At 72.9% G+C, this 23,953-nt stretch carries 16 protein-coding genes; 10 read left to right on the plus strand and 6 right to left on the minus strand.

All coding sequences use genetic code 11. The features are described from left to right. Positions 1 to 227 precede the first annotated feature (227 nt). The 9 genes from QFZ82_RS05440 (at position 228) to QFZ82_RS05480 (ending at position 10,704) form a co-directional block, all read left to right on the plus strand. A complete protein-coding gene (locus QFZ82_RS05440; protein ID WP_307712032.1) occupies positions 228 to 428 on the plus strand; it encodes a DUF5999 family protein in 201 nt (66 codons plus the stop codon). Positions 429 to 433: 5 nt separating this feature from the next. Continuing rightward, complete coding sequence (fxlM, locus tag QFZ82_RS05445) at positions 434 to 2,215, plus strand: methyltransferase, FxLD system (RefSeq protein ID WP_307712033.1); 1,782 nt, start codon at positions 434 to 436, stop codon at positions 2,213 to 2,215. Positions 2,216 to 2,367: 152 nt separating this feature from the next. After that, complete coding sequence (gene fxlA / locus QFZ82_RS05450) at positions 2,368 to 2,460, plus strand: FxLD family lanthipeptide (protein ID WP_373429238.1); 93 nt, start codon at positions 2,368 to 2,370, stop codon at positions 2,458 to 2,460. Between the two features lie 82 nt (positions 2,461 to 2,542). Further along, complete coding sequence (locus tag QFZ82_RS05455) at positions 2,543 to 5,446, plus strand: lantibiotic dehydratase (protein ID WP_307712034.1); 2,904 nt, start codon at positions 2,543 to 2,545, stop codon at positions 5,444 to 5,446. After that, on the plus strand, positions 5,443 to 6,693 hold the full coding sequence (locus QFZ82_RS05460) for a lanthionine synthetase C family protein (protein WP_307712035.1): 1,251 nt from the start codon (positions 5,443 to 5,445) through the stop codon (positions 6,691 to 6,693). The genes QFZ82_RS05455 and QFZ82_RS05460 overlap by 4 nt, the downstream gene beginning before the upstream one ends. 21 nt (positions 6,694 to 6,714) lie before the next feature. After that, positions 6,715 to 7,539, plus strand: coding sequence for a thiopeptide-type bacteriocin biosynthesis protein (locus QFZ82_RS05465; protein ID WP_307712036.1), 825 nt, complete (start codon positions 6,715 to 6,717; stop codon positions 7,537 to 7,539). Continuing rightward, a complete protein-coding gene (locus QFZ82_RS05470; protein WP_307712037.1) occupies positions 7,523 to 8,617 on the plus strand; it encodes a hypothetical protein in 1,095 nt (364 codons plus the stop codon). Before QFZ82_RS05465 ends, QFZ82_RS05470 begins: the two co-directional genes overlap by 17 nt. Before the next feature lie 149 nt (positions 8,618 to 8,766). Continuing rightward, a complete protein-coding gene (locus QFZ82_RS05475) occupies positions 8,767 to 10,239 on the plus strand; it encodes an asparaginase (RefSeq protein WP_307712038.1) in 1,473 nt (490 codons plus the stop codon). A 27-nt stretch (positions 10,240 to 10,266) separates the two neighbouring features. Beyond that, positions 10,267 to 10,704 carry a PPC domain-containing DNA-binding protein gene (locus QFZ82_RS05480; RefSeq protein WP_307712039.1) on the plus strand — a complete coding sequence of 146 codons (438 nt, stop codon included), beginning with the start codon at positions 10,267 to 10,269 and terminating at the stop codon, positions 10,702 to 10,704. On the opposite strand, the gene QFZ82_RS05485 is transcribed toward QFZ82_RS05480, so the two are convergent. Continuing rightward, complete coding sequence (locus QFZ82_RS05485; RefSeq protein WP_307712040.1) at positions 10,691 to 11,314, minus strand: nucleotidyltransferase domain-containing protein; 624 nt, start codon at positions 11,312 to 11,314, stop codon at positions 10,691 to 10,693. The two genes, QFZ82_RS05480 and QFZ82_RS05485, sit on opposite strands and share 14 nt — an antisense overlap. 329 nt (positions 11,315 to 11,643) lie before the next feature. Here QFZ82_RS05485 and QFZ82_RS05490 point away from each other — a divergent pair, with 329 nt between their 5' ends. Further along, a complete protein-coding gene (locus QFZ82_RS05490) occupies positions 11,644 to 12,177 on the plus strand; it encodes an ATP-binding protein (RefSeq protein WP_307712041.1) in 534 nt (177 codons plus the stop codon). A gap of 420 nt (positions 12,178 to 12,597) precedes the next feature. Here the strand turns inward: QFZ82_RS05490 and QFZ82_RS05495 are convergent, their stop codons facing one another. From QFZ82_RS05495 to QFZ82_RS05515, 5 genes are read right to left on the minus strand one after another with little or no spacing between them, the layout of a single operon-like run. Further along, positions 12,598 to 13,740, minus strand: coding sequence for an acyl-CoA dehydrogenase family protein (locus QFZ82_RS05495; protein ID WP_307712042.1), 1,143 nt, complete (start codon positions 13,738 to 13,740; stop codon positions 12,598 to 12,600). Next, positions 13,737 to 14,927 (minus strand): acyl-CoA dehydrogenase family protein, encoded by a 1,191-nt coding sequence (locus QFZ82_RS05500; RefSeq protein WP_307712043.1) that lies wholly within the window; start codon positions 14,925 to 14,927, stop codon positions 13,737 to 13,739. Before QFZ82_RS05500 ends, QFZ82_RS05495 begins: the two co-directional genes overlap by 4 nt. A 16-nt stretch (positions 14,928 to 14,943) precedes the next feature. Then, on the minus strand, positions 14,944 to 16,362 hold the full coding sequence (locus QFZ82_RS05505) for a condensation domain-containing protein (RefSeq protein ID WP_307712044.1): 1,419 nt from the start codon (positions 16,360 to 16,362) through the stop codon (positions 14,944 to 14,946). Continuing rightward, a complete protein-coding gene (locus QFZ82_RS05510) occupies positions 16,362 to 19,718 on the minus strand; it encodes an amino acid adenylation domain-containing protein (protein WP_307712045.1) in 3,357 nt (1,118 codons plus the stop codon). The genes QFZ82_RS05505 and QFZ82_RS05510 overlap by 1 nt, the downstream gene beginning before the upstream one ends. Then, positions 19,711 to 23,847, minus strand: coding sequence for an amino acid adenylation domain-containing protein (locus QFZ82_RS05515; RefSeq protein WP_307712046.1), 4,137 nt, complete (start codon positions 23,845 to 23,847; stop codon positions 19,711 to 19,713). The genes QFZ82_RS05510 and QFZ82_RS05515 overlap by 8 nt, the downstream gene beginning before the upstream one ends. Positions 23,848 to 23,953 lie beyond the last annotated feature (106 nt).

The following is a 23,953-nucleotide window of genomic DNA, read 5'->3' on the forward strand; positions in this document are numbered from 1 at the left end:
CGAGCGAAAGAGCTTTGGGACCGTGCCCAACTCTGCGATCTGCACGACGCCGCCACGCACCTGCGCCGCCTGGCCCTGGCCACGCTGGACGTGCCTGAACCGCCGTGCCGGACGGCGTGACCCCCTCCGCTGCCTGGCACGGCTTCCAAGCCGCCCTGCACTCAGCGCGCCATGTCGTACCCCCGCGATTGGGCGGTGGGTGCAGGGCACCACTTTCCGAGGAAGTCATGTGCACTCATCAGACCCCGTGCCCGACGGCCGATGCCCCGGACCGGGACGCCGCCCGGCTCCTTACCGCGCGCCCCGAGCAGGGGTGGAGCCTGCTGTGCAACGGCGTGCTGCTGTTTGACGACACCGGCGAGCTGCTGCCCGACGGGCGGATCGTCGAGCCCCACCATCTCCGGATGGGCCTGGGGGCGGCGTCATGATGCATGTGACGACCGCAGCAGAGCGACATCTTGCCGCCGAGCACTGGCTGCTGTCGGCCACCCCCGATCCCGAGGAAGCGCGAGGGGAGTGGAGGGACCGGAACGTCGCGCTGCTGCCCTGTGGCACTCCGTTCGCGGCCGTACGCATCCCGGCCCGCCTCGTCCAGGCCGCAGCGCGCACCACGGACCATGCGGTCATCGACGCCTACCTCGCCCGCGCCCTGCTGGACGGCCCGGTCATCTGCGACCGGCACGCCGGCTGGTACTACGCCCTGGTCCCGGCAAGCTGCGCCCTACGGTGGGACGTTGCCGACACCGTGTGCCTGGGCCGGGAGTCCAGTCTCGGAGTGCCAGGACCGGGACGGACCGGCCTGAACGGTGAGCGGCTGTACTGGTCGGCGCCCATGGACTCGGCCGGGATGCTGTGCTCGGTGTACGCGGTCGCCCAACTCGTCATGATCGGCCGGTACCTGGCCGTGCGCCACATCGGTGAAGCCGACGCGCATCTGCGCCTTCTCGTCGAAGGCGCGGCGTCCAGCCTTCATGCCCTCCACCCCGCTCAAACACGACAGGGAACAGGAAATATGACCCATCTCGAGACGGCCAGCCCCGACGCTCTGCGAGCCGACATGGTCCGCGTCCTGCACGAGCAGGACGCGATCGTCTCCGCAGCCGTCGCGGCAGCCTTCACTGCCGTGCCTCGGCACCGGTTCGCACCCGAGGCGACCCTGGAGGCGGCCTACGACCTGCACGGCATCCTGCCGGTGAAGCAGGACGAAAACGGGCTCAACCTCAGCGTCATCTCCGCGGCGCACCTGCAAGCGGTGATGCTGGAGCAGGCCGGCATCGAGCCCGGCATGAGGGTGCTGGAGATCGGCTCCGGCGGCTACAACGCCGCGATCATACAGGAACTCGTCGGGGCCGACGGCGAGGTCACCACCCTCGACATCGACCGCGACGTCATCGAGCGCGCGCGGCAGCATCTGGACGACACCGGATACGACCGGGTCAAGACGGTCGTGGCCGACGCCGAGACCGCTCTGGCTGACCTCGGCACGTTCGACCGGATCATCGCGACGGTGGCCACGTGGGACATCCCCCTGTCGTGGATCAGTGCCCTCGGCGAGAAGGGCCGGCTCGTCACCCCGCTGACGGTGTGCGGCACGACTCGATCGGTGGCGTTCGAGCGCGACGGCGACGGCCTGGTCAGCCTCTCGTACCGGCTGTGTCACTTCGTGCCGATGCAGGGCGAGGGCGCCGCCCCGGACCGCAAGGTCATGCTGCGGGAGGGCGTGGCTCTCCAGACCGACAACGAGCAGGTCCCGCTGAACGCGCAGGCGCTCGGCCGGGCCCTGGAAGGCGACCGGCTGGAGAAGTGGTCCGGGGCGGCCTACGACCTGCCGGACGAGCTGGAGTGGTTCATGACCCTGAACCTGCCGAGCCCGGCCCGCCTGCATGCGAGCCAGGACGTGATCGACAGCGGCCTCGTGGAGCCCTCCGCGCGGCTGGGCGTGGCCGCCCTGGCCAGCGAGGACAGCATCGCTTACCGCACCCGTCGCCCCAACGCGACCACCGGCACGGCCGGGTTCGAGAGCGGCGTCATCGCCCACGGGCCGCAGGCCGAAGCGCTCGCCGAGCAGTACGCGCAGCTGCTGCGCCGGTGGGCGCAGGAGCACCAGCGGCGAGGGGCCGCGACGATCCGGTACGTGCCGGGTGCCGCCCCGTCTCCGCTGCCCCCGGGCGCGGCGCGCAAGCGCCACGGCTACGTGACCGTGACCTGGGCCTGAGACTCCGGGGCCGACCGGCCCCGGAACATCGCACCATCCATCCACCATCCCAAGGAGGGGACCGATGACGGTTCAGATGGATCAGACGGCCGGCGCCGACGGCGCCGGCCGTCGAGCCGGACGATGCCAGCTTCGACCTGGACATCACCATCGTGGAGGGCGGTGTCGCCGCGGACCAGCTCATCCAGCTGACGGGTGACGGCTGCGGTTCCACGTGCGCGTCCGCGTGCGTCAGCTGCCCGTAACCGCACATCCCGCGTTCACCGCGGTGCCCGGTCACGCCCTCCGCAGGGCGCGGCCGGGCACCGCTCGGCCACAGGAGGGCACGTGTATCGCGCTGTTGATGCAGCAGCGGTCCGGACAGCCGCATGGGACGACCCCGACCGTTGGGTGGCCTGGCCCGATCTCACCGGCCCAGATGCGGGTCCGGACCGGTGGCGGGCATGGCTGCATCAGGTCTGGGAGACCGACGGCTTCCCCGTGGCGGTGACGGCCGCCAGCCCGGATCTGGCAGACCGTGTACGGCAGATCCGTGACGGCCTGCCTGTTCCGGCGGCCGACGTCCGCCGCACGGTGCTCGCCGTCCTGCGCTATCTCCTGCGCGCAAACGGGCGCGCCACTCCCTTCGGACTGTTCGCCGGCGTCGCCGGCGCCCACTACGGCGCGACGCCCGCCATGGCTGTGGGCAGCGGACACCATGCCGCCGCCAGGCCCGACGCGGCGACCGTCAACGCTCTGGTCGCCCGCTTCGAGGCGGACCCGGCGCTGCGCCCCCACCAGATGCTGTTCACCTCCGCCCTCGCTGTCGAGCGCGACGGGCACGTGGTGGTCGAGCACCGGCCGCCCACAACGCTGGACGGTGCGCCTGACCAAGTGCGCGTGCGGCTGACCGGCCCGGTTCGCGAGGCCCTGGACGGCGCCCGATCTCCGATTCGGTGGAGCGAGCTCGCAGCGGCGTTATCCGCAGCTTTCCCCCGCGCGGCGGCCGCCGCGGTGGACAAGCTCCTCGCGGGCCTGGTCGAGCAGCGAATCCTCCTCACCGGCCTTCGGCCGCCGATGACGGCCTCCGACCCACTCGCCGCTCTCCTCGACCACGTCGAGACGTACGCCCCCGAGCAAGCCCCGGCGCTGCGCGCGACGCCGCGGCCGGCGTTCGACCTGCGGGTGGACTGTGACCTGACGATCCCCCAGACCGTGGCCCGCGAGGCGGAAGCAGCAGCGCGGGCCCTGACCCGCCTGGCCCCGCGTGCCGCACTCAGCGGCTGGTCCGAGTGGCACGAACGGTTCCTGGACCGGTACGGGCCGCGGGCCGTCGTCCCCGTCCTGGACGCCATCGACGCGCTCGGCTACCCGGCCGGCTACCGCGGGGCCCCCGACCCCGCGCCTTCCCCCCTGCCCGACCGCGACAGTTACCTGCTCAAGCTCGCCTATCGCGCCGCGATGCAGCGCCGCCGCGAGGTCGTGCTCGATGACGCGATGATCGAGGAGCTGGCCACCGCCGACGTCGACCGGCCGGTGCAGCCGAGCACCGAGCTGACCGTACGGATCCACGCCGCGAGCCTGCCCGCCCTGGAGCGGGGCGACTTCGCGCTGCACGTCACCGGGGTGGCGCGCTCGGCCGGCGCGACCACCGGTCGGTTCCTCAGCCTGCTGTCCGCGGCGGACCGCCGACGCATGAGCAGGGCCTACGCCGCGCTGCCCGGCCTTCACCAAGGCGCGCTCCTCGCGCAGATCAGCTCCACCCCGCTGTCCGTCCAGGGACAGAACGTCGCGCGTGCCCCGCGGACGACGAGTGTGGTGATCCCGGTCGGCGACTACGCGGGCCCGGAGACCGGGGTGCTGCCCATGGCGGACGTGGCGGTGACCGCCGACGCCGAACGGCTGCACCTGGTCTCCCTGTCCCGCAACCGGGCCGTGCACACGCTGCTGCTCAACGCCGTCGACCTGACCCGGCACACCCACCCGCTGGCCCGGTTCCTGGCCGAAGCGCCCGTCGCCCTGGCCGTCGCGTGCACCGGCTTCCAGTGGGGCACCGCCGCCTCTGCGCTGCCGTTTCTCCCCGGCCTCCGCTACGGGCGAACGGTCCTGTCCCCAGCCCGCTGGCTCCTCACCGACACCGACCTCCCCGCCGCCACGGCGCCGTGGCCGCAGTGGGACACGGCCCTGAGCTACTGGCGACACGAGGTCAACCTGCCCAAGCAGGTCTACCTCAGCGAAGCCGACCAGACCCTCGCCCTGGACCTGGCCGAACCCGCGCACCGAGCCGTGCTGCGCGCCCACCTGGACCGCCACCGCACGGTGACGCTTCGCGCTGCGCCCCAAGCCCAGGATCTGGGCTGGGCCGGCGGCCGGGCCCACGAGGTCGTCATCCCCCTCGCCACGGACCAGCGCATCCCGCCCGTCCCCACAGTCAGCGGCCACGTCGTGGACCGCGACCACGGGCAGCTGCCCGGCTGCGACGACCGCCTGTACCTCCAGCTTCACGGACACCGCGACCGGCAGGACGCGATCCTGACCCGTCACCTGCCGGATCTCCTGCACGAACTCGGCGGAGCGCGCTGGTGGTTCATCCGCTACCCGAACCCAGCCGACCACCTACGCCTCCGCCTGACCTGTGCGCCGGGCACCGTAGGGGCGGCCATCGAGAAGGCCGGCGCGTGGGCCCAGCAGCTCCGGCGCCGCGGCCTCATCACGCACCTCACCGTCGCCACCCACCTGCCGGAGACGGCCCGGTTCGGCGGACCAGCCGCGGCCGAGGCGGCCGAGGCGTACTTCGTTGCCGACTCCGCTGCCGCGGTGGCCCAGCTCGCCGCGCAGACGACGGCCGGGCCGGACGCCCGCGCGTTGACCGCAGCCAGCATGGTGGACATCGCCGCCGGCCTGCTCGGCGGCACCGGCGCGGCGATGGACTGGCTCATCGAGCGCACCCGCACTCACCGAGCCGCGCCGCCGCGCGCCGTCTACCGGCAGGCCGTCGACCTGGCCACCGGCAATCCGGCGAGCCTCGGCGAGCACGTCACCGCCGCCTGGGCCGAGCGGCGGGCGGCGCTCGCCCACTACCGCCACGCGCTCGCGGATACGGCTCTGCGCCCGGAGGAGGTGCTGGCCGACCTGCTGCACCTGCACCACGTGCGGATGCGCGGACCCGGCCTGGACGAGGAGCGCGGACACCTTCACCTGGCCAGAGCCGCCGCCCTGAGCTGGACCGCCCGAGCCCGGAGGACGCCATGACCGCGACCGCGACCGTCATCGTTCCCGCCGCGCTGTCGGCCGCCGATACGCTGGCCGGCTCCCTGGTCGACCCGGCGTCGATCTGGCCCGACGGCCGGCCCGAAGGCTGGCAAGCCTGGCCCCAGTCCCTGGCCGGTGGCGCCTCGGGCATCGCCTTGCTCCACGTCGAGCGGGCGCGGACCGGCTACGGCGACTGGGACACGGCGCACAACTGGCTGGCGGAGGCCGTCCGCGGCGAGATCAGCGCCGCCTCCAACGCCAACCTCTACTTCGGCGTCCCGGCGCTGGCGTTCGTCACGCACCGGGCGGCGAGCGCGACCGGCCGGTACGGGCGGGTGCTGAGACGCCTGGACGAGGCGACCGCGGGGGTCACCCGCACCCGTCTGGCGGAGGCCCACCAGCGTCTCGACCGCGAGGAACGGCCGCCGATGGAGGAGTTCGACCTGATCCGAGGCTTGTCGGGGCTCGGCGCCTACCACCTGAGCCGGTACGGAGACGCCGAGATCACCCACGCGGTCCTGGCCTACCTGGTGCGTCTGACCGAGCCGCTGCCGGACCCGGCCGGGTTACCGCCCTGGTGGATGAACGTCGGCACCACCGGCGCGCTCGACGCCGACTACCCCGGCGGACACGGCAACTTCGGGCTGGCCCACGGCATCGGCGCGGCCCTGGCCGTCATGTCCCAGGCGCTCCTTCACGGCCTGGACGTGCCCGGCCTGGCCGGCGCCGTCGAGCGGGTCTGCGAATGGACCGACCAGTGGCGCCAGGGTGAGGACTCCTACCCTTGGTGGCCGGGGCTGATCGACCCCGAGCAGGCGGCGAGCGGACACGTCGCCCCTGAGCTCCGCCCGCGGCCTTCGTGGTGCTACGGCGTCAGCGGAACCGCCCGCGCCCAGCAGCTCGCCGGTCTCGCCCTGGGTGACCCCGTCCGCGTCCGCGCCGCCGAGAACGCGATCCTCGCGACCCTACGCGACCCGGCCCAGCTCGACCGGCTCCCGGAGATCGGCCTGTGCCACGGCATGGCCGGGCTGCTGCACGCCTCATGGCGCATGGCCGCCGAAACCGGCAACGCACAGATCGCCGCCGAACTGCCGCGCCTGGCCGATCGCCTGATCACTGCCCTCGACCAGCCCGGCCGCGACCCCGAACTCCTTGACGGTTCCGCCGGCGCGGCCCTCGCCCTGCACACCCTCGGCATGAACCACGCCCCCGCTCCGCACTGGGACACCTTCCTCGCCCTGGCCTGACACCCTCCGGGAGCCCACGCCATGCCCGAATCCCCCTGGCATCAGGCCAACGTCGCCTTCGCCGACTGGGACTCCGCCGAGACCACCGCCCTGACGCACCTTGCTCCGCTTCTCCGCACGGCGGAGGACGAAGGGGCCCTCGCCGCCTGGTTCCACATCCGCAAAAACCCGTGCTGGCGGGTCCGCTACCAGCCCGCGAACGACCAAGACCCCATCCCCCCCGGCCTGGACGCGCTCACGGTGCAGCGGCACATCACCGGGTGGACCGAGATCGTCTACGAGCCCGAGACCCACGCCTTCGGCGGCCCCGAGGCCATGGACGCCGCGCACCGCCTCTTCCACAGCGATAGCCGCAGCCTGACCATCCACCTCCCAGCCGATGCCAGCCACCGGCTCGAGATATCCCTCCTGCTGTGCAGCCTGCTGATGCGCTCGGCCGGACTCGACTGGTACGAACAAGGCGACGTCTGGGCCCGCGTCAGCAACCACCGCGCCCTACCAACGGCGACGGACGCCGCCGACAACGACCGCCACCGGGCCGCTGTTCACCGGCTGATCTCCGTGAACACGGAGGAGATGCTGCGCTCGGGCGGCTCGCTCGCACACCTCACCGAGTGGGCACGCGCCTACACCGACGCCGGAACGGAGTTGGCGCACTTGGCGGCAACTGGGCGCCTCCGCCGCGGCCTGCGCGATGTCATAGCCCATCATGTGCTCTTCGCCTGGAACCGTGTCGGCCTCCCCTACGACGCACAAGCCACCCTGGCCGCCGCCGCGAAGACGGTCATCTTCGGCCCGGACCCCACCACCGACAGGAACCCGCAGGACCGTGCCGACACTGTCTGACCTCGTCGCCCGCTTCCCCCTCGTTCCCCGACCCCGACCCGCCTGCCTCCCCCTCCCCCAACGCGTCCGCGGCTTAGCCGCCCTCGCCCAGACGGCGGCAGACGCCAACGACCCTGTCACCGCCGCGGCGGTCTACAACCAGGCCGCGCTGCTCGCCTCCGACATCGGGCTCCCCGACCTCGCGTACGAGATGTGCCACCAGCACGCAGCCGCCTACCTGCACGCCGCCCCGCTCCCCGCCGAGACCGCGATCCGAGCCCTGGAACCGGTCGTCAACCTGGCCCGCCTCAAGATTCGCAGCCGGCAAGGCGACGACGGCCTCGACCGTCTCCTGCGACTGTCCGAAGCGGTCAGCAACGGCACGGCCGACCGGTTCGACGAAGTGCTCGTCCCCGCCAACCTCATTCAGACCGCCGCTGCCCGGCAAGAGGTCCGTGCGTGGCTGTGGCGGGTGCTCCTGGCCGACGGCTCCCGCGCCCTCACCGGAGACGGCCGGTGGAACGAAGCCCTCACCCACGCCCAGGAACACCGGGGGGTCGGCACGCGGATGCTCGACGGCCGGCAGATCGCCGTCATCGCAGCGCTCACCAACGGCGAAACCACGGCCGCCGCCGAGCTCATCGCCGAAACCGAACCTGGCGACCCATGGGAACGCGCCGTCACCGCCTGCCTCCACGCTCTGTGCCACCGCACTTCTGCCGGGCTGGACCGTACGCAGGAGAACGAGCTCGCGGCTGCCGTCCTTGCCGTCCCCAGCGAGCCGGGCACGACCGTCTTCGGCCTCCGACTCGGTCTCACGGCCCTGGACACCATCGGCCCCAGCCCGACTGCCCAACGCATCGTGCACGCACTGCACCGGCGTATCACCCACGCATCCGACGGCGCAGCGGCCAGGGAAGCACAGGCGGACGCCCTCTTCGACGCGCTATCCACCAGGGAGCAGAAGCAGAGCTGCCGTGACCTGATCGAAGCGTGCGGCCTGTCCTCTGGCAACCTCCCTGCCCCCCTTCGCCAAGACCTCCAAGGCGCACTTCGGATCAGCGATCGGGTCATCCTCAGCAGTTTCGCGCCGGCCTGATTCTCGGGTTCTGAGGGGGGCGTCCTCGGTCCTATGACGCAAGCCTCGCCGAGGGTGTAACACCTGAGACTGCTACTCCGTCCATACAGGCGGCCAGGCGTTGACGCTCGGCCACGACCTGATGTATCGCCGCCGGGAGGGACCCGACTGTGCCGACCCCAGTCCGCGAGCGCGAACAGCTGACGTTGGCCCTGTTCGCCGATCTCTTCTCGCAAACTCTGGAACCGCCGACGCCTCCGGCAGCCGCAAAGGAAGCCGAGCAGTCCCTTGCGCACGTCTGGATCGTCGCGGCCGAGATCAAGGCCGAGGAACGCATCGCCAAGCTCGCCGACTTCCGCGGCAGCTCCACCACCGTCGAGGGCACCCGCGTGGACGCCCTGGAGGTGTACTGCCGCAACCGCCGCCGACCGTACGAGGACATGGCGGACGGAGACCGCGAAACCCTGATCTCTACGACGTACCACTGCTCACGTTCGGCTGACCGGCAACAGCCGGCGGAGCCAGGGATGGTCGGGCGCAATCACCTTGATCGCGCCCGCGCTTGGCGTCCTATGCCCGATAGCCTGCGTGAACCACTCGTGAGGCCGCGCTCAGCGAGGTCCAGACAGGGGAGCAGGGATATGACGGTGTCGGTCAGGAACGTGGCAGTCTTCTCCCTCGGCGGCACGATCGCCATGACCACGGATCCCACCACCGGAGGCGTCGTACCCGCGCTCTCGGCCCACGACCTGCTCGCCGCGGTACCCGCCCTGGCCACTAGCGGCATCGGCCTCAAGGTGCGGGACTTCCGGCGTTTGCCCGGGGCCTCCCTGACCTTCGAGGACCTCACCGCACTGTCGGCCGCGATCACGGCGGAGCTGGAGGCCGGAGACGTCGACGGCGTCGTCATCACCCAGGGCACCGACACCATCGAGGAGACGGCCTTCCTCCTCGACCTACACCACGGCCACGAGCAGCCGGTCGTTGTCACCGGCGCGATGCGCAATCCCACCCTTCCCGGCGCCGACGGCCCGGCCAACCTCCACGCCGCCGTCCTGGCCGCCGCTGATCCCGGCCTCAGGGGCGCCGGCTGCCTCGTCGTACTCGGCGACGAGGTCCACGCGGCCCGGACTGTCCGCAAGTCCCACACCACCAGCCCCGCCGCGTTCACCTCACCGGCGTGTGGCCCGATCGCCCGGGTCGCGGAGAACCGCGTGCGGATGGTGGGCGGCGTGCCGCGCCGCGGACCGCTGGTCGGCGTCCCTGTCCGGGAGGCGCGTGTCGGGCTGTACACCGTCACCCTCGGCGACGACGGCGCCCTGCTCGACCTGTGGGGCGGCAACTGCGACGGACTCGTGGTCGCTGCTTTTGGCGTCGGCCACGTCCCGGAGCGCCTTGTCGAGGGACTCACCAAGCTCGCCTCCCACATCCCCGTGGTCCTCGCCTCCCGCATCGGCAACGGCCCCGTCCTGTCCGACACGTACGGATTCCCCGGCTCCGAGAAGGACCTCCTCGGCCGAGGGCTCATCGGCGCCGGAGACCTCAGCCCGTACCAGGCGCGGCTCCTGCTGCACGCCCTGCTCGCGCAAGGAGCCGATGGGGCTGCGGTCCGCGAGACCTTCACCACCGCCTCCGCCCGCTGATACCACCTCTTCTGGAGACACCCGCACATGCGCGCTCACGAGCTGACCGTCGGCCGTACCTTCGGCGTCACCTTCGACCACGGAGAAGACTTCTTCGCGGCGCTGTCCACCTTCTGCCGGGACAACGGCGTACGCCAGGGCTACATCCCCTCGTTCATCGGAGCCTTCGCGGAGGCCGAGATCGTGGGCGCCTGCGAGAAGCTCGCGGACCCGGACGCGCCGGTCTGGGCGAAGACGTACGTCACCAACGTCGAGGCGTTCGGCGCCGGCACCCTCGCCCACGATCCGGCCACCGGCGAGATACTCCCGCACATCCACGTCTCCGCCGGCCTGAAGGCCCAGTCGGCCGACGGCAGGACGAGCCACCTCCTCAGCGAACTACTGCTCGTGGAGGTCACGTCGCCCACGATGACCCGGCCCCGGAACCCGGACCTCTACGACGTTCCGCTGCTCACGTTCGGCTGACGGGCTGGAGTCTACGAAGCCAGGGGTGCGTGGGCGCGATCACCTTGATCGCGCCCGCCAGCCAGGCGCGTGCCGGAGCGTCCAGCAGCGGCAGCACAGCTTCGAAGTCGATCTCGTCTTTCTCCCGGGTCGCCTTCCCCTTGTAGAAGAGCTGCACCTCGGGCGCGAGATAAGGGATACCCGGCTCGCTCGTCCGCCCGAGCCGGTCGATCGGGAGCCGGATCGCCGGGTCGCGCCGCGAGACCCACTGGGTGCCCTCGGCCTCGTCCAGCATGAGCTGAATGGACCAGGGCGCCTCCGGCATCCGGCGACACCAGATGTCGTGGAGCGGCGGCTGAAGGACCTCTCCAGGGCGCCACGGTCGCAGCTTCCCCTGGCCGGGCGGGTCCGCCACATACAGGTCCCAGCCGGCCAGGAGATCACGCACGAGGGCCTGGTCGCGGCGGAGGACGAGGACGTCGAGATCGCCGTGCGGGCGCAGTTCACGGCCGACCGCGAGCTCGATCGCGTATCCGCCGGCGATCCACCACGGGAAGTCCGCCTTGGCGAACACCGCGGCCACATCCTCGGGGCGGTCCGGCACCCATCGCCCCAACACGTCAGCACTCACCCGCCCATACTCTCAGTAACCAGACGGGCGAAGGCGAAGGCCAGCGGCGGGTCGGAGTCTGGCCTGGTCTCCTGACCACTCGTTCGCCCCGCGCTCATAAACGCCCATGAGCGTCAGGGGCACCGGCGGCCATCGTTGAGTGTGTGACTCGCGACCGGCCTCGTGGCTGGGGCTTGAGCCACGATCCTCCTGGGTCCGCACGCACCCGAAATCAGGGTGCCTCCTGCGTCAGTACGCCTCTCAGCGGCATACTGCCGCACTTCCGCCCGACCACATTGGAGCCCCCGGGAGGGGGCAACCGACGTCACCCACAGGAGGTCCGCCGCCCGATGATCAGTGCGCCGTCCGCCGCTCCCGGCCTCGTGTACCGCTGGAACGACCACACCATCAATCCGACCGGTGAAGCCCGGGCCGTTCTGCGACGTGTTCTCAAGGACCTGGGCCTGTCCGGCGACACCATCAGCGACGGAGCCCTTGCGGTCTCCGAGCTCGTGGCGAACGCGCACGAACACGCCTGTGGTCCGTACGAGATGCACCTTCGCTTGGTCGGCGGGAGGTACGTCTGCGAGATCCACGACGGAGAGCCCCTCCTCCCTGCAGACCTGTACGTCGCTGCCGTACCTTCGGCGGACGCCGAACCGGCAGAGGGTGCGGGCGGGTTGCTCGCTGAACGCGGGCGAGGTCTACCCATCGTGAACGAGTTGGCCCGGGGGCAGTGGGGGTTCCTCGTCACGGAATGCGGCACCAAGGCGGCCTGGGTCGTGCTGGCCACGAGATCCGCTGCGACGCCGCCCGACGGCACCCATCGAGATCGCCTGTGCGCTGATCGAGCAAGCAACCCTGATACGGAAGCAGAACGCTGACGGTCCTGGCCAACGGCGTTGCTCGAAAGCTCGACTTCGAATCCCAAGGCGAACGCAGTCTAAAAGGACGGGAGGCCCACAGAACAGGCTATGAGGTGATCGCGGCAAAGACACCAGTCCGGTGCCGGACGACCGAGTTCGGCACACGACTCGCGCGCCGTCGCCGGTCAACTACACCGGGAACTTGCAGCCGCCGTACCGCAATCGAGCCCGCGTTTCGGCAGAGCGAGCCCGGCGTCCTGGAGGTCTTGCGCAAGGTGGTGGTACCGCGATGAGCACGCCCAAGCTGGCCCCGCCTGCCTGCGGCATCCGCGCCGTTACCGCGAACGCTCACCGTGGCGGCGGCGCGGCGGTCCCGTGAAGGGCCCGGGACCGCCGGGGCACGCGCTCCGAGACTCACCGGCTCCGTGCCGCAGGCCCTCAGGGCATGTGCGCCGCCGTGTCCCACAGGCGGGCGGGGCGGCCGCAGCGCAGGGCCTCCCAGGCGGCGCGGCGGTAGCAGCCGGCGACCAGGCCGTCCCGTACCAGGCCCGACGCGCCGTGGAGGTGGACCGCGTCGCGGGTCACGTCCAGGGCCGTCTCGGCCGTCAGGGCGATGAGGCCCGCGGCCTCGCCGGGCGTGAGACGGTCCTCGTCGAGGTCCTTGGCCGCGTCCCCGACCGCCCAGCGGACCGCGTCGAGACGGGCCAGCAGCCCGGCCACCCGCAGTCGCGGTCCCTGGTGCTTGACCAGCGCCTGGCCGAACTGACGGCGGCTCCTGATCCGGGCCACCACGGCGGTCAGCGCCGCGGCGGTGATGCCGGCGAGCAGCGACGCCTGGTGCACCGCGGCCCGCAGGCCCACCCGGGCCAGGGCCTGTTCGGCGGCGATCCCGCGCAGCAGGACGGCCTCGGCGGGAATGCGGGCCTCGTCGAAGACCGCACTGGAGACCGCTCCCCCGCCGTGGTCGCGCAGCGGCCGCAACTCGACCCCCGCCGACGGCAGTTCCACGAGGACCACGCACGGCCCGTCGGGCCCGTCGGCGAGGACGAGCAGCGAGCCGGGAGCGACACCGGCGGCGAAGGGCCCTCCCGTGCCGGTCAGGACGACACCGCCGCTGTCGCCGTCCGGCTTCCACGTGATGCCGGGCGGAACCGCGCCGCACGGGTCCGGCAGCCGGCCCGGGAGGGCCACGGGGTGCTCACCGGCCCGGACCCGGTCCAGCAGGCCCTCGATCGCTTCCGGGGCGAGCGGGCCGAGCCCGGCCAGCAGGTCGAGGGCGAGCAGGGTGTCGGTCAGCGGCAGCGGCTGCATCGCGTTCCCCGCCTCCTCGCAGACCATCGCGATGACGGCCTGCCCGAGGTCGAGCCCGTCCCGGTCGATGGGCAGAGCGAACTCCCAGGCGCCGACCTGCGTCAGGGCCACCCAGGCGCACTCGGCGGTGCCGCCGGAGTCGAGCTCCAGGCCCTGGCGGACGGTGAGGCGGAGCTGGCGGAAGAGGGAGTCCTCCTCCTCGCGCTCCCGCCACCGTTCGGCGGGAATCCTGCCGCCGGCGTCCTGTTCCGTCGTCGCGCTCTGTGTCACGGCCGTACCTCCGCCCCTGAGTCGAGACGCAGCCGGGCCAGCGTCTCCAGCATCATTTCGGCCGTGCCGCCGGATATCCGCATCCCGGGGGCGTCGCGCATCGCCGAGTCCAGTGGGTGTGCCACCCCGTCGACCTCCGGGTCGTCGAGGGTCATGCTGCGGTCGCCGTCGAGTTCGGCCGCCCACCAGGCGACCTCGGCGGCGAGTTCGGTGGTGTACCACTTGGCCGCCGCCGCCTCGTCCTCGTTGAGTTCGCCCCGGTCGAGCCGGGTCAGGACGCGCCGTACGAGCGTGCCGGCGGCGAGCAGCCGGGCGTTGAGCTTGGCCAGGCCGATCTGGTCGTGCTGGCCGGCCTCCAGCCGGTCGGTGTGCGCCTCCAGCCGTTCGACGGCGGCGCGGTACCAGCGCAGGGCCTTGACGTAGTAGTCGAGGCCGGTGCGCTCGAAGGCGAGGGTCTTGACGACGATGGCCCAGCCCCGGCCGATCGAGCCGACCACGTCGTCGGCGGTGACGGCCACGCCGTCGAGGGTGACCTCGTGGAAGGCGTCGTCCCCGATGCCGGGGACGGCTCTGATCGTGACGCCCTTCTGGGCGAGGGGGACGAGGAACAGACTGAAGGCGTCGTCCTCGCCGCGGGCCAGGCACAGTCCGTAGTCGGCGAGTCCCGCGAACAGCGAGTGGACCTTGGTGCCGTACAGCTTGTAGCCGCCGTTCCCGTCGGAAACGGCGCGTGTGGACAGGATGTTGAGGTCGGATCCGGCCTGCGGCTCGCTGAAGAGCACGCAGCCGAAGGCGGTGCCGGCCGCGAAGCCCGGCAGGTGCCGGGCCTTCATCGCGGGGCTCGCGACATTGAGCAGGGTGGAGCCGACGATCTGCACGGTCAGCGTGTGCAGCAGGTCGGGCACGTCGTGCATCGCCAGTTCCTCGACGAGCACGGCGGCGGCGACCTGGCTGACCCCCCGGCCGCCGTACTCCTCGGGCCACTGCGGGGCGAGCAGACCGGCCTCGCCGAGTGCCCGGTGGACGGGACGGGGGTCGCGGGTGCGCCGGGCTGCGGCGACGGGTGCGGACACCAGGACGTCGTGGATCTCCTCGCGGAGGGCGCGCATGGGCGTACGGGGCACGCCGTCGCCGGAACGGACGAGGCCGCAGTCGGCGGGCGCCCGGTAGAACTCGGTGGTGAGCAACGGATACTCCCAGGGGCTAGCGGTTGATGATCCCGGGGGCGGCGGGCGATACGGCGGCGTGCCTCAGGACGTCCTCGATGCCGGTGAGCAGCGCGGTCACGTCCTCGGGTGCGGCGGTCCGGCGGTTGAACTCGGCTGTTCCGCCGATCTCGCCGTCGCGTTCGACCAGGCCGATGCAGGCCAGGGTGGCGGCGGGGTCGGGGCTGTAGAGCTCCAGGTGGCGTGCGGGGGGACCGGGCAGCTGGCTCACCTCGATTCCGGAGAGGCCGAAGGGCACGGCCGGGTAGTTGTGGAGGGCGAACAGGACGCTGTAGGGCTGGGTCCCGTCGGTGAAGAGCTCGTCGACGGGGAGCCGCTGGTGGCCGAGGGCGTCGGCCACCGAGGCGCGGGTGCGGTGCAGCAGCCGGGCGAAGGACGGATCCCCCGACAGGTCGATCCTGATCGGGACCACGGTGGTGAACTGCCCCACCGCGCCTTCGAGCTGGGTCGCGAAGCGGCCCGCGGACGGGGTGCCGACGACGACGTCGGTGCTCCCGTCGCGGCGGGCGAGGACCACCGCGAGGGCCGCGAGCAGCGTCATGAAGGGGGTGGCCCCCTCGGCGGCGCCGAGGGCCAGTCCGGCGTCGAGCGCGCTGCCGGGGCCGCGGTCCAGGTGCACCGGCAGGTGGCCGCGCTCGAAGCCGCCCTCGGCGCGGGGCGCTGCCGGGACACCGGCGAACGCGGCCTGCCGGCGCTCCAGTTCGGCGGCGCCGTCCGGGGACGCGAGCCAGCGCCGCTGCCAGTCCGCGTAGTCGGGGAACTGCAGTTCCGGTGGGGCGAGGCCGGCCGCACCGTCCCGGTAGCCGGCCGCGAGGTCGGTGAGGAACACCCCGGACGACCAGCCGTCGAAGACCGCGAGGTGCGAGGCGAGGATCAGTACGTGCTCCTCGGGGCCGACGGTCAGCAGCCGGAAGGCGCTGGTCTCGCCGGTCTCCAGGGACAGCGCGGTCCCGGCGCTCTCGGTGACCGCCCGCCATACGGCGTCCTCCCGCTCGGCGGGTGTGCGGTCCGTGAGATCGGTCCGCGTCAGCCGCAGGGCGGGCTCGTCGTCCACCGTCAGCTGCGGGCGGCCGCCGTCCGGGGCGTCCGTGATCCGGCAGCGCAGCGCCTCGTGACGGGCGAGCACGCCGGTGAGCGCGTCCCGCAGCCGTCCGGGATCGAGGCGCCCGGTGAGCCGCACGGCGTGCGATCCGGTGCCGGCGCCCGGCCGGACGTGCTCGCGTCGCCGCAGCCGGGCCTGGAGGGCGGTGGCCGGGACCGGCCCCGCGCCGGAGCGCGGGGCCGGCCCGGCGGGGACGGGGCGCCGGGCGGCCAGCAGCATGCGGGCCAGTTCGCGTCGGGACTCCGGGAGGGCGGCGAGCGCCTGGTCGACCCCCGCGTCCGATGGGGCGGTCATCACGCGCCGTCCGGGGTCTGCAGGGACCTGAGCAGGGCGGCGGCCTCCTCGTCGGACATGTTCTCGATCTGGTCGAAGACCGCCAGCAGCCGGTCCTGTTCGCCGGCCGCCTCGGCCCGCGCGGCGCGGACGAGGTCGGCCAGGCCGGCGACGGTCGGGCGGCCGAAGAAGTCGGCGAGCGCGATGTCGATGCCGAAGACGGCGCGGACCCGCGAGACGACGATGGTCGCCTGGAGCGAGCTGCCGCCGAGCGCGAAGAAGTCGCCTTCGACGTCGGGGCTGGACCACTCCAGCAGCGGGGTGAGGATGTCCCGGCAGATCTGCTCCTCGATCTCGTCGCGGGGCGGGGTGCCCCCGGTGGTGGCGTGGTCGACGGGCAGCGGCAGCGCGGCGATGTCGACCTTGCCGTGCCGGGTGAGCGGCAGCTCGTCCAGCACGACGACCACGGGGACCATGTAGCCGGGGAGCCGGGAGGCGGCGTAGGCGCGCAGCACTTCGGCGTCGACGACCTCGGAGGCGTACGCGCCGACCTGTTCGACGGTGACGTACGCGGCGAGCATCTTGTCGCCGCCCGCGGCGGGCTGGGCGAGGGCGACGGCCTGCTGGACGCGCGGGTGGCTCATGAGCACGGCCTCGACCTCGCCCGGTTCGATGCGGTGTCCGCGCAGCTTCACCTGGCGGTCGGTGCGGCCGAGGAACTCCAGGTTGCCGCCCGGCAGCCAGCGCACCAGGTCGCCGGTGCGGTAGAGGCGCTCGGTCTCCGGGCCGTCGGCGTAGGGGTTGGTGACGAAGCGCTCGGCGGTCAGCTCGGGCAGGCCCAGGTAGCCGCGTGCGACGCCGGGGCCGGCGACGCACAGTTCGGCGGGCACCCCGGGCGGCACCGGGCGCAGCCGGTCGTCGAGGACGAACGCCTGGTGGCCCGGCATGGGCCGGCCGATGGGCGGGTTGCGGTCGTAGCTGCCGGTGCAGTCCATGAGGGTGACGGCGACGGTGGCCTCGGTGGGTCCGTACCCGTTGACGAACCGGCGGTCCCCCGTGGTCCATTCGGCGACCAGCCTGCCGGGGAACGCCTCGCCGCCGACGGACACCAGGCGCAGGGCGGGCAGCCCGGCCTGGTCGAGGAGGGGCAGCAGCGCGGGCGGCAGTTCCGCGACGGTCACCCCGTCCTCACGCATACGGGTCTGGAGCAGGGCCGGGTCGCGGCGCTCGTCGTCGGTGGCGATGACGAGCTCCCCGCCGGCGAGCAGGGTCGTGAAGACCTCGAAGACGGAGACGTCGAAGGTGAGCGGGGCGAAGTGGAGCACGCGGTCGGCGGTGCCGATCTCGTACGCCCTGGCGATGGTGCGGGAGAAGTGGGTGACCGAACGGTGCTCGATCATCACGCCCTTGGGGGTGCCGCTGCTGCCCGAGGTGTAGAGGACGTAGGCGAGGTCGGCGGGGGCCGACGTCGGCGGCAGGGACGGCACGTCGCGCACGGGAGCGTTGTCGCCCGCGGTGACGCGCTCCAGCGGCACGGGCAGTTCGGTGGCGTCGTCGACGAGGGCGTGCCGCACGCCGGCGTCGGAGAGCACGGCCCTGGTGCGGTCGGCGGGCGCGGTGGGGTCGACGGGCACGTAGTGCGCGCCGGCCTTGAGGATGCCGAGCAGTCCGGCGACGGCTGCGGGGCCCCGGCCGAGGCAGACGGCGACCGGGTCGCCGTGCCGCACGCCGCGGTCGCGCAGGCGGTGGGCGATCGCCTCCGACCACCGGTCCAGGGCCGCGTAGTCCAGCGTCGTGGCCCCGTGGCGGACGGCGACGGCGTCTGGCCGGACGGTGGCGCGCTCACGGAAGGCGCGGTCGAGGGTGGTGGTCCAGGCAGCCTCGTCGAGCGGACCGCCGCGGGACAGCTCGCGGGCGTGCCGGGAGGCGGCCGGCTCCTCGACGAGGCTGAGTTCGCCGATCTGCATGTCGGGGTTCTCGGCCACCTGCTCGATGACGCGCCGGAAGGCGGTCAGCAGTGCGGAGGCGGTGCCGTGCCGGTAGAGGGAGGTGTTGTACTCCAGGGACAGCTCCAGGCCGTCGTTCTCGCCGACGAGGAAGCTCATGTCGAACTTGGCGGCTCCGTCGTGCAGTTGCTCGACGGCGAGCTCGACTCCGCCGGCCTCGGCCGTCTGGGTGCCCCAGCGGCCGAGCGAGGTGAACTCGATCTGGAACAGCGGGTGCCGCAGCGGGTCGCGGGCGGGTCGGACGGCGTCGACGACCTGCTCGAACGGCAGCTCGCTGTTGGTGAAGGCGTCCATCACGGTGCCTGCCGTGCGGGCGACCAGCTCGCGGAAGGTGAGGGTGTCACCGACCTCCGTGCGCAGGGTGATCATCTGGACGAAGCAGCCGATGACCCGCTCCAGGTCGGGGTGCGGGCGGGAGGCGCTCGCCGTGCCGACGACGACGTCCTCGGTGTGCGTCCAGTGCCGCAGCAGCGCGTTGAATGCGGCGAGGAGCGTGGTGAAGACGGTGGTGTCGGAGCTCTCGGCCACCGCGTTCAGCCGGTCGAGCAGTTCCTGTTCCAGGGTGAGCGACAGGCCGCGTCCGTCGCCGCGTGTCTCGGGCGTGCGCGGGTGGTCGGGCATCACTTCGGTGGCCTCGGCGCCCGCGAGCAGCTGCCGCCATTTGTCGGCCAGCGCCCGCCGGTGCTCGGGGTGTTCCAGCTTGGCACGCTGCCAGGCGGCGAAGTCGGCGTACTGAACGGCGAGTTCGCCGGCCTCGGGGCGCTTGCCCTGGGCGGCGTCGGCGTAGCCGGCGGTGAGTTCCTCGGTGAAGACGCGGGTGGAGCCCGGGTCCCAGACGACGTGGTGGACGACCCACAGCAGGATGTGCCGGTCGTCGGCGAGGCGTACGAGGTGGGCGCGGACAGGCGGCGCCTCGGCGAGGTCGAAGGGGGCGGCCGCGCAGGAGGCGGTGAGTTCGGCGAGGTCGTGGTCGGGGTCGTCGCTGTCGCCGAAGTCGCTGGTCTGCACGCCGAGGACGAAGCCGGGCACGGGCTCCTGCCAGGGCACGCCGTCGACCTCGACGAGCTTGCTGTGCAGCACCTGGTGGCGGGCGACGACCGCGCCCAGCGCCTCGTGGAGGGCGGCGCGGTCGAGCGGGCCGTCGAGGCGTATCGCCAGGGCGATGTTGTTGCGTGCCTTGCCCGCGCCCAGCCGGTCGACGAACCACATCTGTTCCTGCTGGAAGGAGGCACGGGAACGGGGTCCGTGGTCGATGCGCTTGAGTTCGTTGCGGTGACCGACGGGCGCGGTCATCTGGTTGCGCATCCGGCCCAGCAGCCGGGAGCGCTGTCCCTGGGGCAGCCGGCCGAGCCGTTCGGCGAGGTCAGACATGGGTTCCTCCGTTGCGGTGCAGGTCGGCCAGCAGCGCGGCGAGCCGGTCGGGCAGGTGCTTGGCGAAGTAGTGACGGCCGCCGGGGATGACGGCGAGCCGCAGGTCGCGGGCGTAGCGGCCCCAGGCGCGGTGGCCCTGCTCGTAGCCCTCGGTCGCGTCGTCGGCGTCGCCGACGATGCAGGTGAGCGGGGTGACGAGAGGAGGTGCGTAGCCGTCGGGCGTGCGGGCGAAGAAGCGGGCGGCCTCGGTCATGTCGTGCCGGACCATCCTGAGCACGGCCGTCAGATCGCTGTCGTCGAGGACGCCGTCGAAGCCGTCCATGGCGGTGAGGTAGCCGACGAGGTCGTCGTCGCTGGAGACGCGTTCCATCTCCAGCGCGTACTCGGGGTCCTCCTCCGGGAGTGCGGCGGCGAGGTGGAGGGCGACCGGCCGCAGGCCGTCGCGCTCCAGGACGCGGGTGGTCTCCAGGGCCGAGACGACGCCGGCGCAGTGGCCGTAGACGGCGAAGGGTCCGGTGACGGTCCGGGCGATCTCGCGGGCGGCGAGTTCGGCGAACTCGGCGACGGGCAGCATCGGGCCGGGGTTGAGCGGGTCGTGTCCCGGCGGGGAGACGGCCAGCAGCTCGATATGGGGAGGGAGGTGGGCGGCCAGCGGCTGGTAGGCGATGGCGTCGCCGCCGCCGTGCGGGAAGCAGACGAGACTGAGCGCGGCGGGGCCTTCGGCGGACCGCGGGGACAGCCGGTGCAGGAGCCGGTGCGGGGCCGGGCCGTCGGCGGCGCCCCCGCCGAGTTCCGCGGCGCGGGCCGCGAGGCCGGCCGGGGTGGGATTGCTGAACAGGTCGACGACGCGCAGGGCGTGCGCCTGCGGTATCGCCTCGGCGACGGCCCGCACCGCGCGGACGGCGGCGAACGAGTCGCCGCCGAGGGCGAAGAAGTCGTCGTCGGGCCCGACGGACTCAAGGCCCAGAACCTCGGCCCAGACCGCGGCCACGCGCCGTGCCGCGGGGTCGCCGTCGGTGGGTGCCGAGGGCGCCGCGGAGCCGGTGGGCGACTCGGCCGCGGCGGGCACGGTGGTGGCGGTGGGCGCCGCGGCCGCGCGCCGGCCGCTCGGCGGCTCGGGCAGGGCCTTGCGGTCGACCTTGCCGTTGGGGCTGAGCGGCAGCCGGTCCAGGACGACGAGTTCGGCGGGCACGCAGTGCGGCGGGAGCACGGTTCCCAGCGCTCCGCGCAGGGCGGCCGGGTCCGGGGCGGCCCCGTCCTCGGGGACGACGTAGCCGATCAGGCGGGCGGAGCCGGCGCCCTGGCGGGCGACGACGACGGCCTCGCGGACCCCGGGCTGCTCGCGCAGGGCGCTCTCCACCTCGCCGGGCTCGATGCGCAGTCCGTTGAGCTTGATGCGGAAGTCGGTGCGGCCGAGGAGTTCGATGGTGCCGTCGGGCCGGTAGCGGGCGAGGTCGCCGGTGCGGTAGAGCCGTTCGGTGCGGCCGGGTTCGAGTTCGACGTGGACGAACTTCTCCGTGGTCAGCTCCGGCCGGTTCAGGTAGCCGCGAGCCAGCCCCACTCCCCCGAGGTGCAGTTCGCCGGGTACGCCCACGGGCACCAGCCGGTCGGCGGGATCGAGGATGTAGGCGCGCTGGTTGGCCATGGGCCGGCCGTACGGGAGTTTCGTCCAGCCGGGGTCCACCCGCCCGACCCGGTACTCCACGGAGTGGATCGACGCCTCGGTCGCGCCGCCGAGCGCGGCGAACGCCAGCCCCGGGGCGAAGGCGCGGAGCCGGTCGGGCTGGGTGACGGGGATCCAGTCACCGCCGAGGAATGCGGTGCGCAGCCTCGGCAGGGCGGGGCCGCCCGCGTGCTCGAGCTGGTCGAGGAGAAGGCCCAGCAGGGCGGGCGCGGAGTTCCACACGGTGACGCCGTGACGCTCGATCAGATCGGCCCAGTGGGCGGGGTCCTTGGCCGCGGCGGGGTCGGGCAGGACGAGGGTGCCGCCCGCGGCGAGCATGCCGAGCGTCTCGTACACGCTCATGTCGAAGCTCGGCGAGGACAGGGCGAGGACCGCGTCCGCGGGACCGATGCCGTAGGAGCGGTTGAGGTCGAGCAGGTTGTTGACCACGCCGCGGTGCTCCAGCGCGATGCCCTTGGGGGTGCCGGTGGACCCCGAGGTGAAGATGACGTACGCGAGGTCACGGGAGGTGACGGGGACCGCCGGCCGGGTCGCGGGCAGCGTCTCGAGCACCGGTCGGTCGGTGTCGAGCAGGACGCGGACGGTGTCGGGGCCCAGCGGGAGCCGGCCGATCAGTTCCGAGTCGGAGACGACGATCGGCGGCGCGGCGTCGCGGAGCAGGAGGCCCAGGCGCTCGGCGGGGTACTCGGGGTCGAGGGGGACATAGGCGGCGCCGGCCTTGAGGACGGCGAGGATCGCGGTGACGAGTCCCGGTCCGCGGCGCAGGCACAGGGCGACGGTCCGGTCCGGTCCGGCGCCCGCCTCGGCCAGGTGGTGGGCGAGACGGTTGGCCCGCTCCTCCAGCTCCCGGTAGGTGACGGTCCAGCCGCCGAGTCCGCCGCAGACGACGGCCGCCGAGTCGGGGCGCCGGTCCGCGTGCTCCTCGAACAGGTGGTGGAGGCAGGCGTCCTGCGGGAACGGCGCGCGGGTGGCGTTCCAGTCGTCGAGGGCCGTGCGGCGCTCGGCGCCGGTGAGCAGCGGCAGGGTGGAGATCGGCACGTCGGGCACGGCGACCGCCGCTTCCAGGGTGGTCAGGAAGTGGCCGAGCAGCCGGTCGACGGTCGGGGCCTCGAAGAGTGCGGTGGGGTACTCCACGAGGGCGCGGACGGCGCTGCCCGTGTCGTGGACGCTGATCATCAGGTCGTACTTGGTGGCGCGGGAGGAGAAGTCGATGGGCTCGGTGTCGAGTCCGGCGAGGCCGGGCGCGGTGTCCGGGGTCTCGTCCAGCAGGAACATCACGGAGGTGAGCGGCGGGCGGCTGGGGTCGCGCGGCAGCCCGAGCGCGTCGACGATCAGGTCGAAGGGCAGCTCCTGGTGCGCGTACGCCTGGAGCGTGGTGTGCCGGGTGGAGCGGACGAGTTCCGCGAAGCCCGGGTCGCCGCCCGTTCTGATGCGCAGCGGCAGCGTGTTGACGAAGAACCCGACGAGGTCGCTGAAGGCGGGGTGGTCGCGGCCGGAGACGGAGGTGCCGACGACGATGTCCTCCTGGCCGGTCCAGCGGCGCAGGGTGGCGGCGAAGCCGGCGAGCATCGTCATGTAGAGGGTGGCGCCCTCCGACTTGCCGAACTCGCGCAGCCGCGCGATGAGGCGTGGCGGCAGGTCGATGTAGCGGGACGCTCCGACATGGCCGAAGACGGGCGGCCGGGGCCGGTCGGTGGGCAGGTCCACGGGGGTGGCGCCGCTCAGCTCCTCGCGCCAGAAGCCGGTGAGCTTCTCCAGGCGTTCGCCGCTGATGCGGCGGCGCTGCCAGGCGGCGAAGTCGGCGTACTGGAGGGCCAGGTGGGTGAGCGGCTCGGCGGCCGCTCCGACGCGTGCCGCGTACGCGCGCTCGAGTTCGGTGTAGAGCAGCCGCATCGACCAGCCGTCGGTGACGATGTGGTGCAGGTTGAGGACGAGGACGTGGTCGTCGGCGCCGATGCGGGCCAGCGAGGCGCGCAGCGGCACGGCGCCGGCGAGGTCGAACGGCGCCGCGGCGTCCGCGTCGTAGAACGCCCGGACGGCGGCCTCGTCCGGCAGGTCGCTCACCGGCAGCGGCAGCCGGAAGCCGTGCAGCACGTGGGGCTCGGCCTCGGCGGCGCCGGGCACGTCCCGGTAGACGGTGCGCAGGACCTCGTGACGGTCAACGACGTCCTGGAGCGCGCCGTGCAGGGCGGGCACCTCGAGGGGGCCGCGGATGCGGGTGGCGACCGGGACGTTGTAGGCGGGGCTGCCGGGCTGGAGCTGGTCGATGAACCACAGGCGGCGCTGGGCGAAGGAGAGCACCGGCGCCTCGGAGGGATCCCGTGGCGCCGGTTCGGGGTCCTCCCGTACGGCGCCGCGCCCTCCGCTTCGGCCCGCGAGGGCCTGGAACAGTGCCCTGCGGTTCTTCGGCAGTGCGGCTATGCGTTCGGCGAGGGACTCGCTCACCTTGTGCCTCCGTGCGGTCTGAAGGAAGAGGGATACGGCGAGTGGGGGCGCGGAGCGCCCCGGTGGTCGGGGTGACGCCCCTGTCTCGGGCGGCGCCGGCTGGCGC

The sequence above is a fragment of the Streptomyces sp. V4I23 genome, from assembly GCF_030817975.1.
GTDB lineage: Bacteria > Actinomycetota > Actinomycetes > Streptomycetales > Streptomycetaceae > Streptomyces.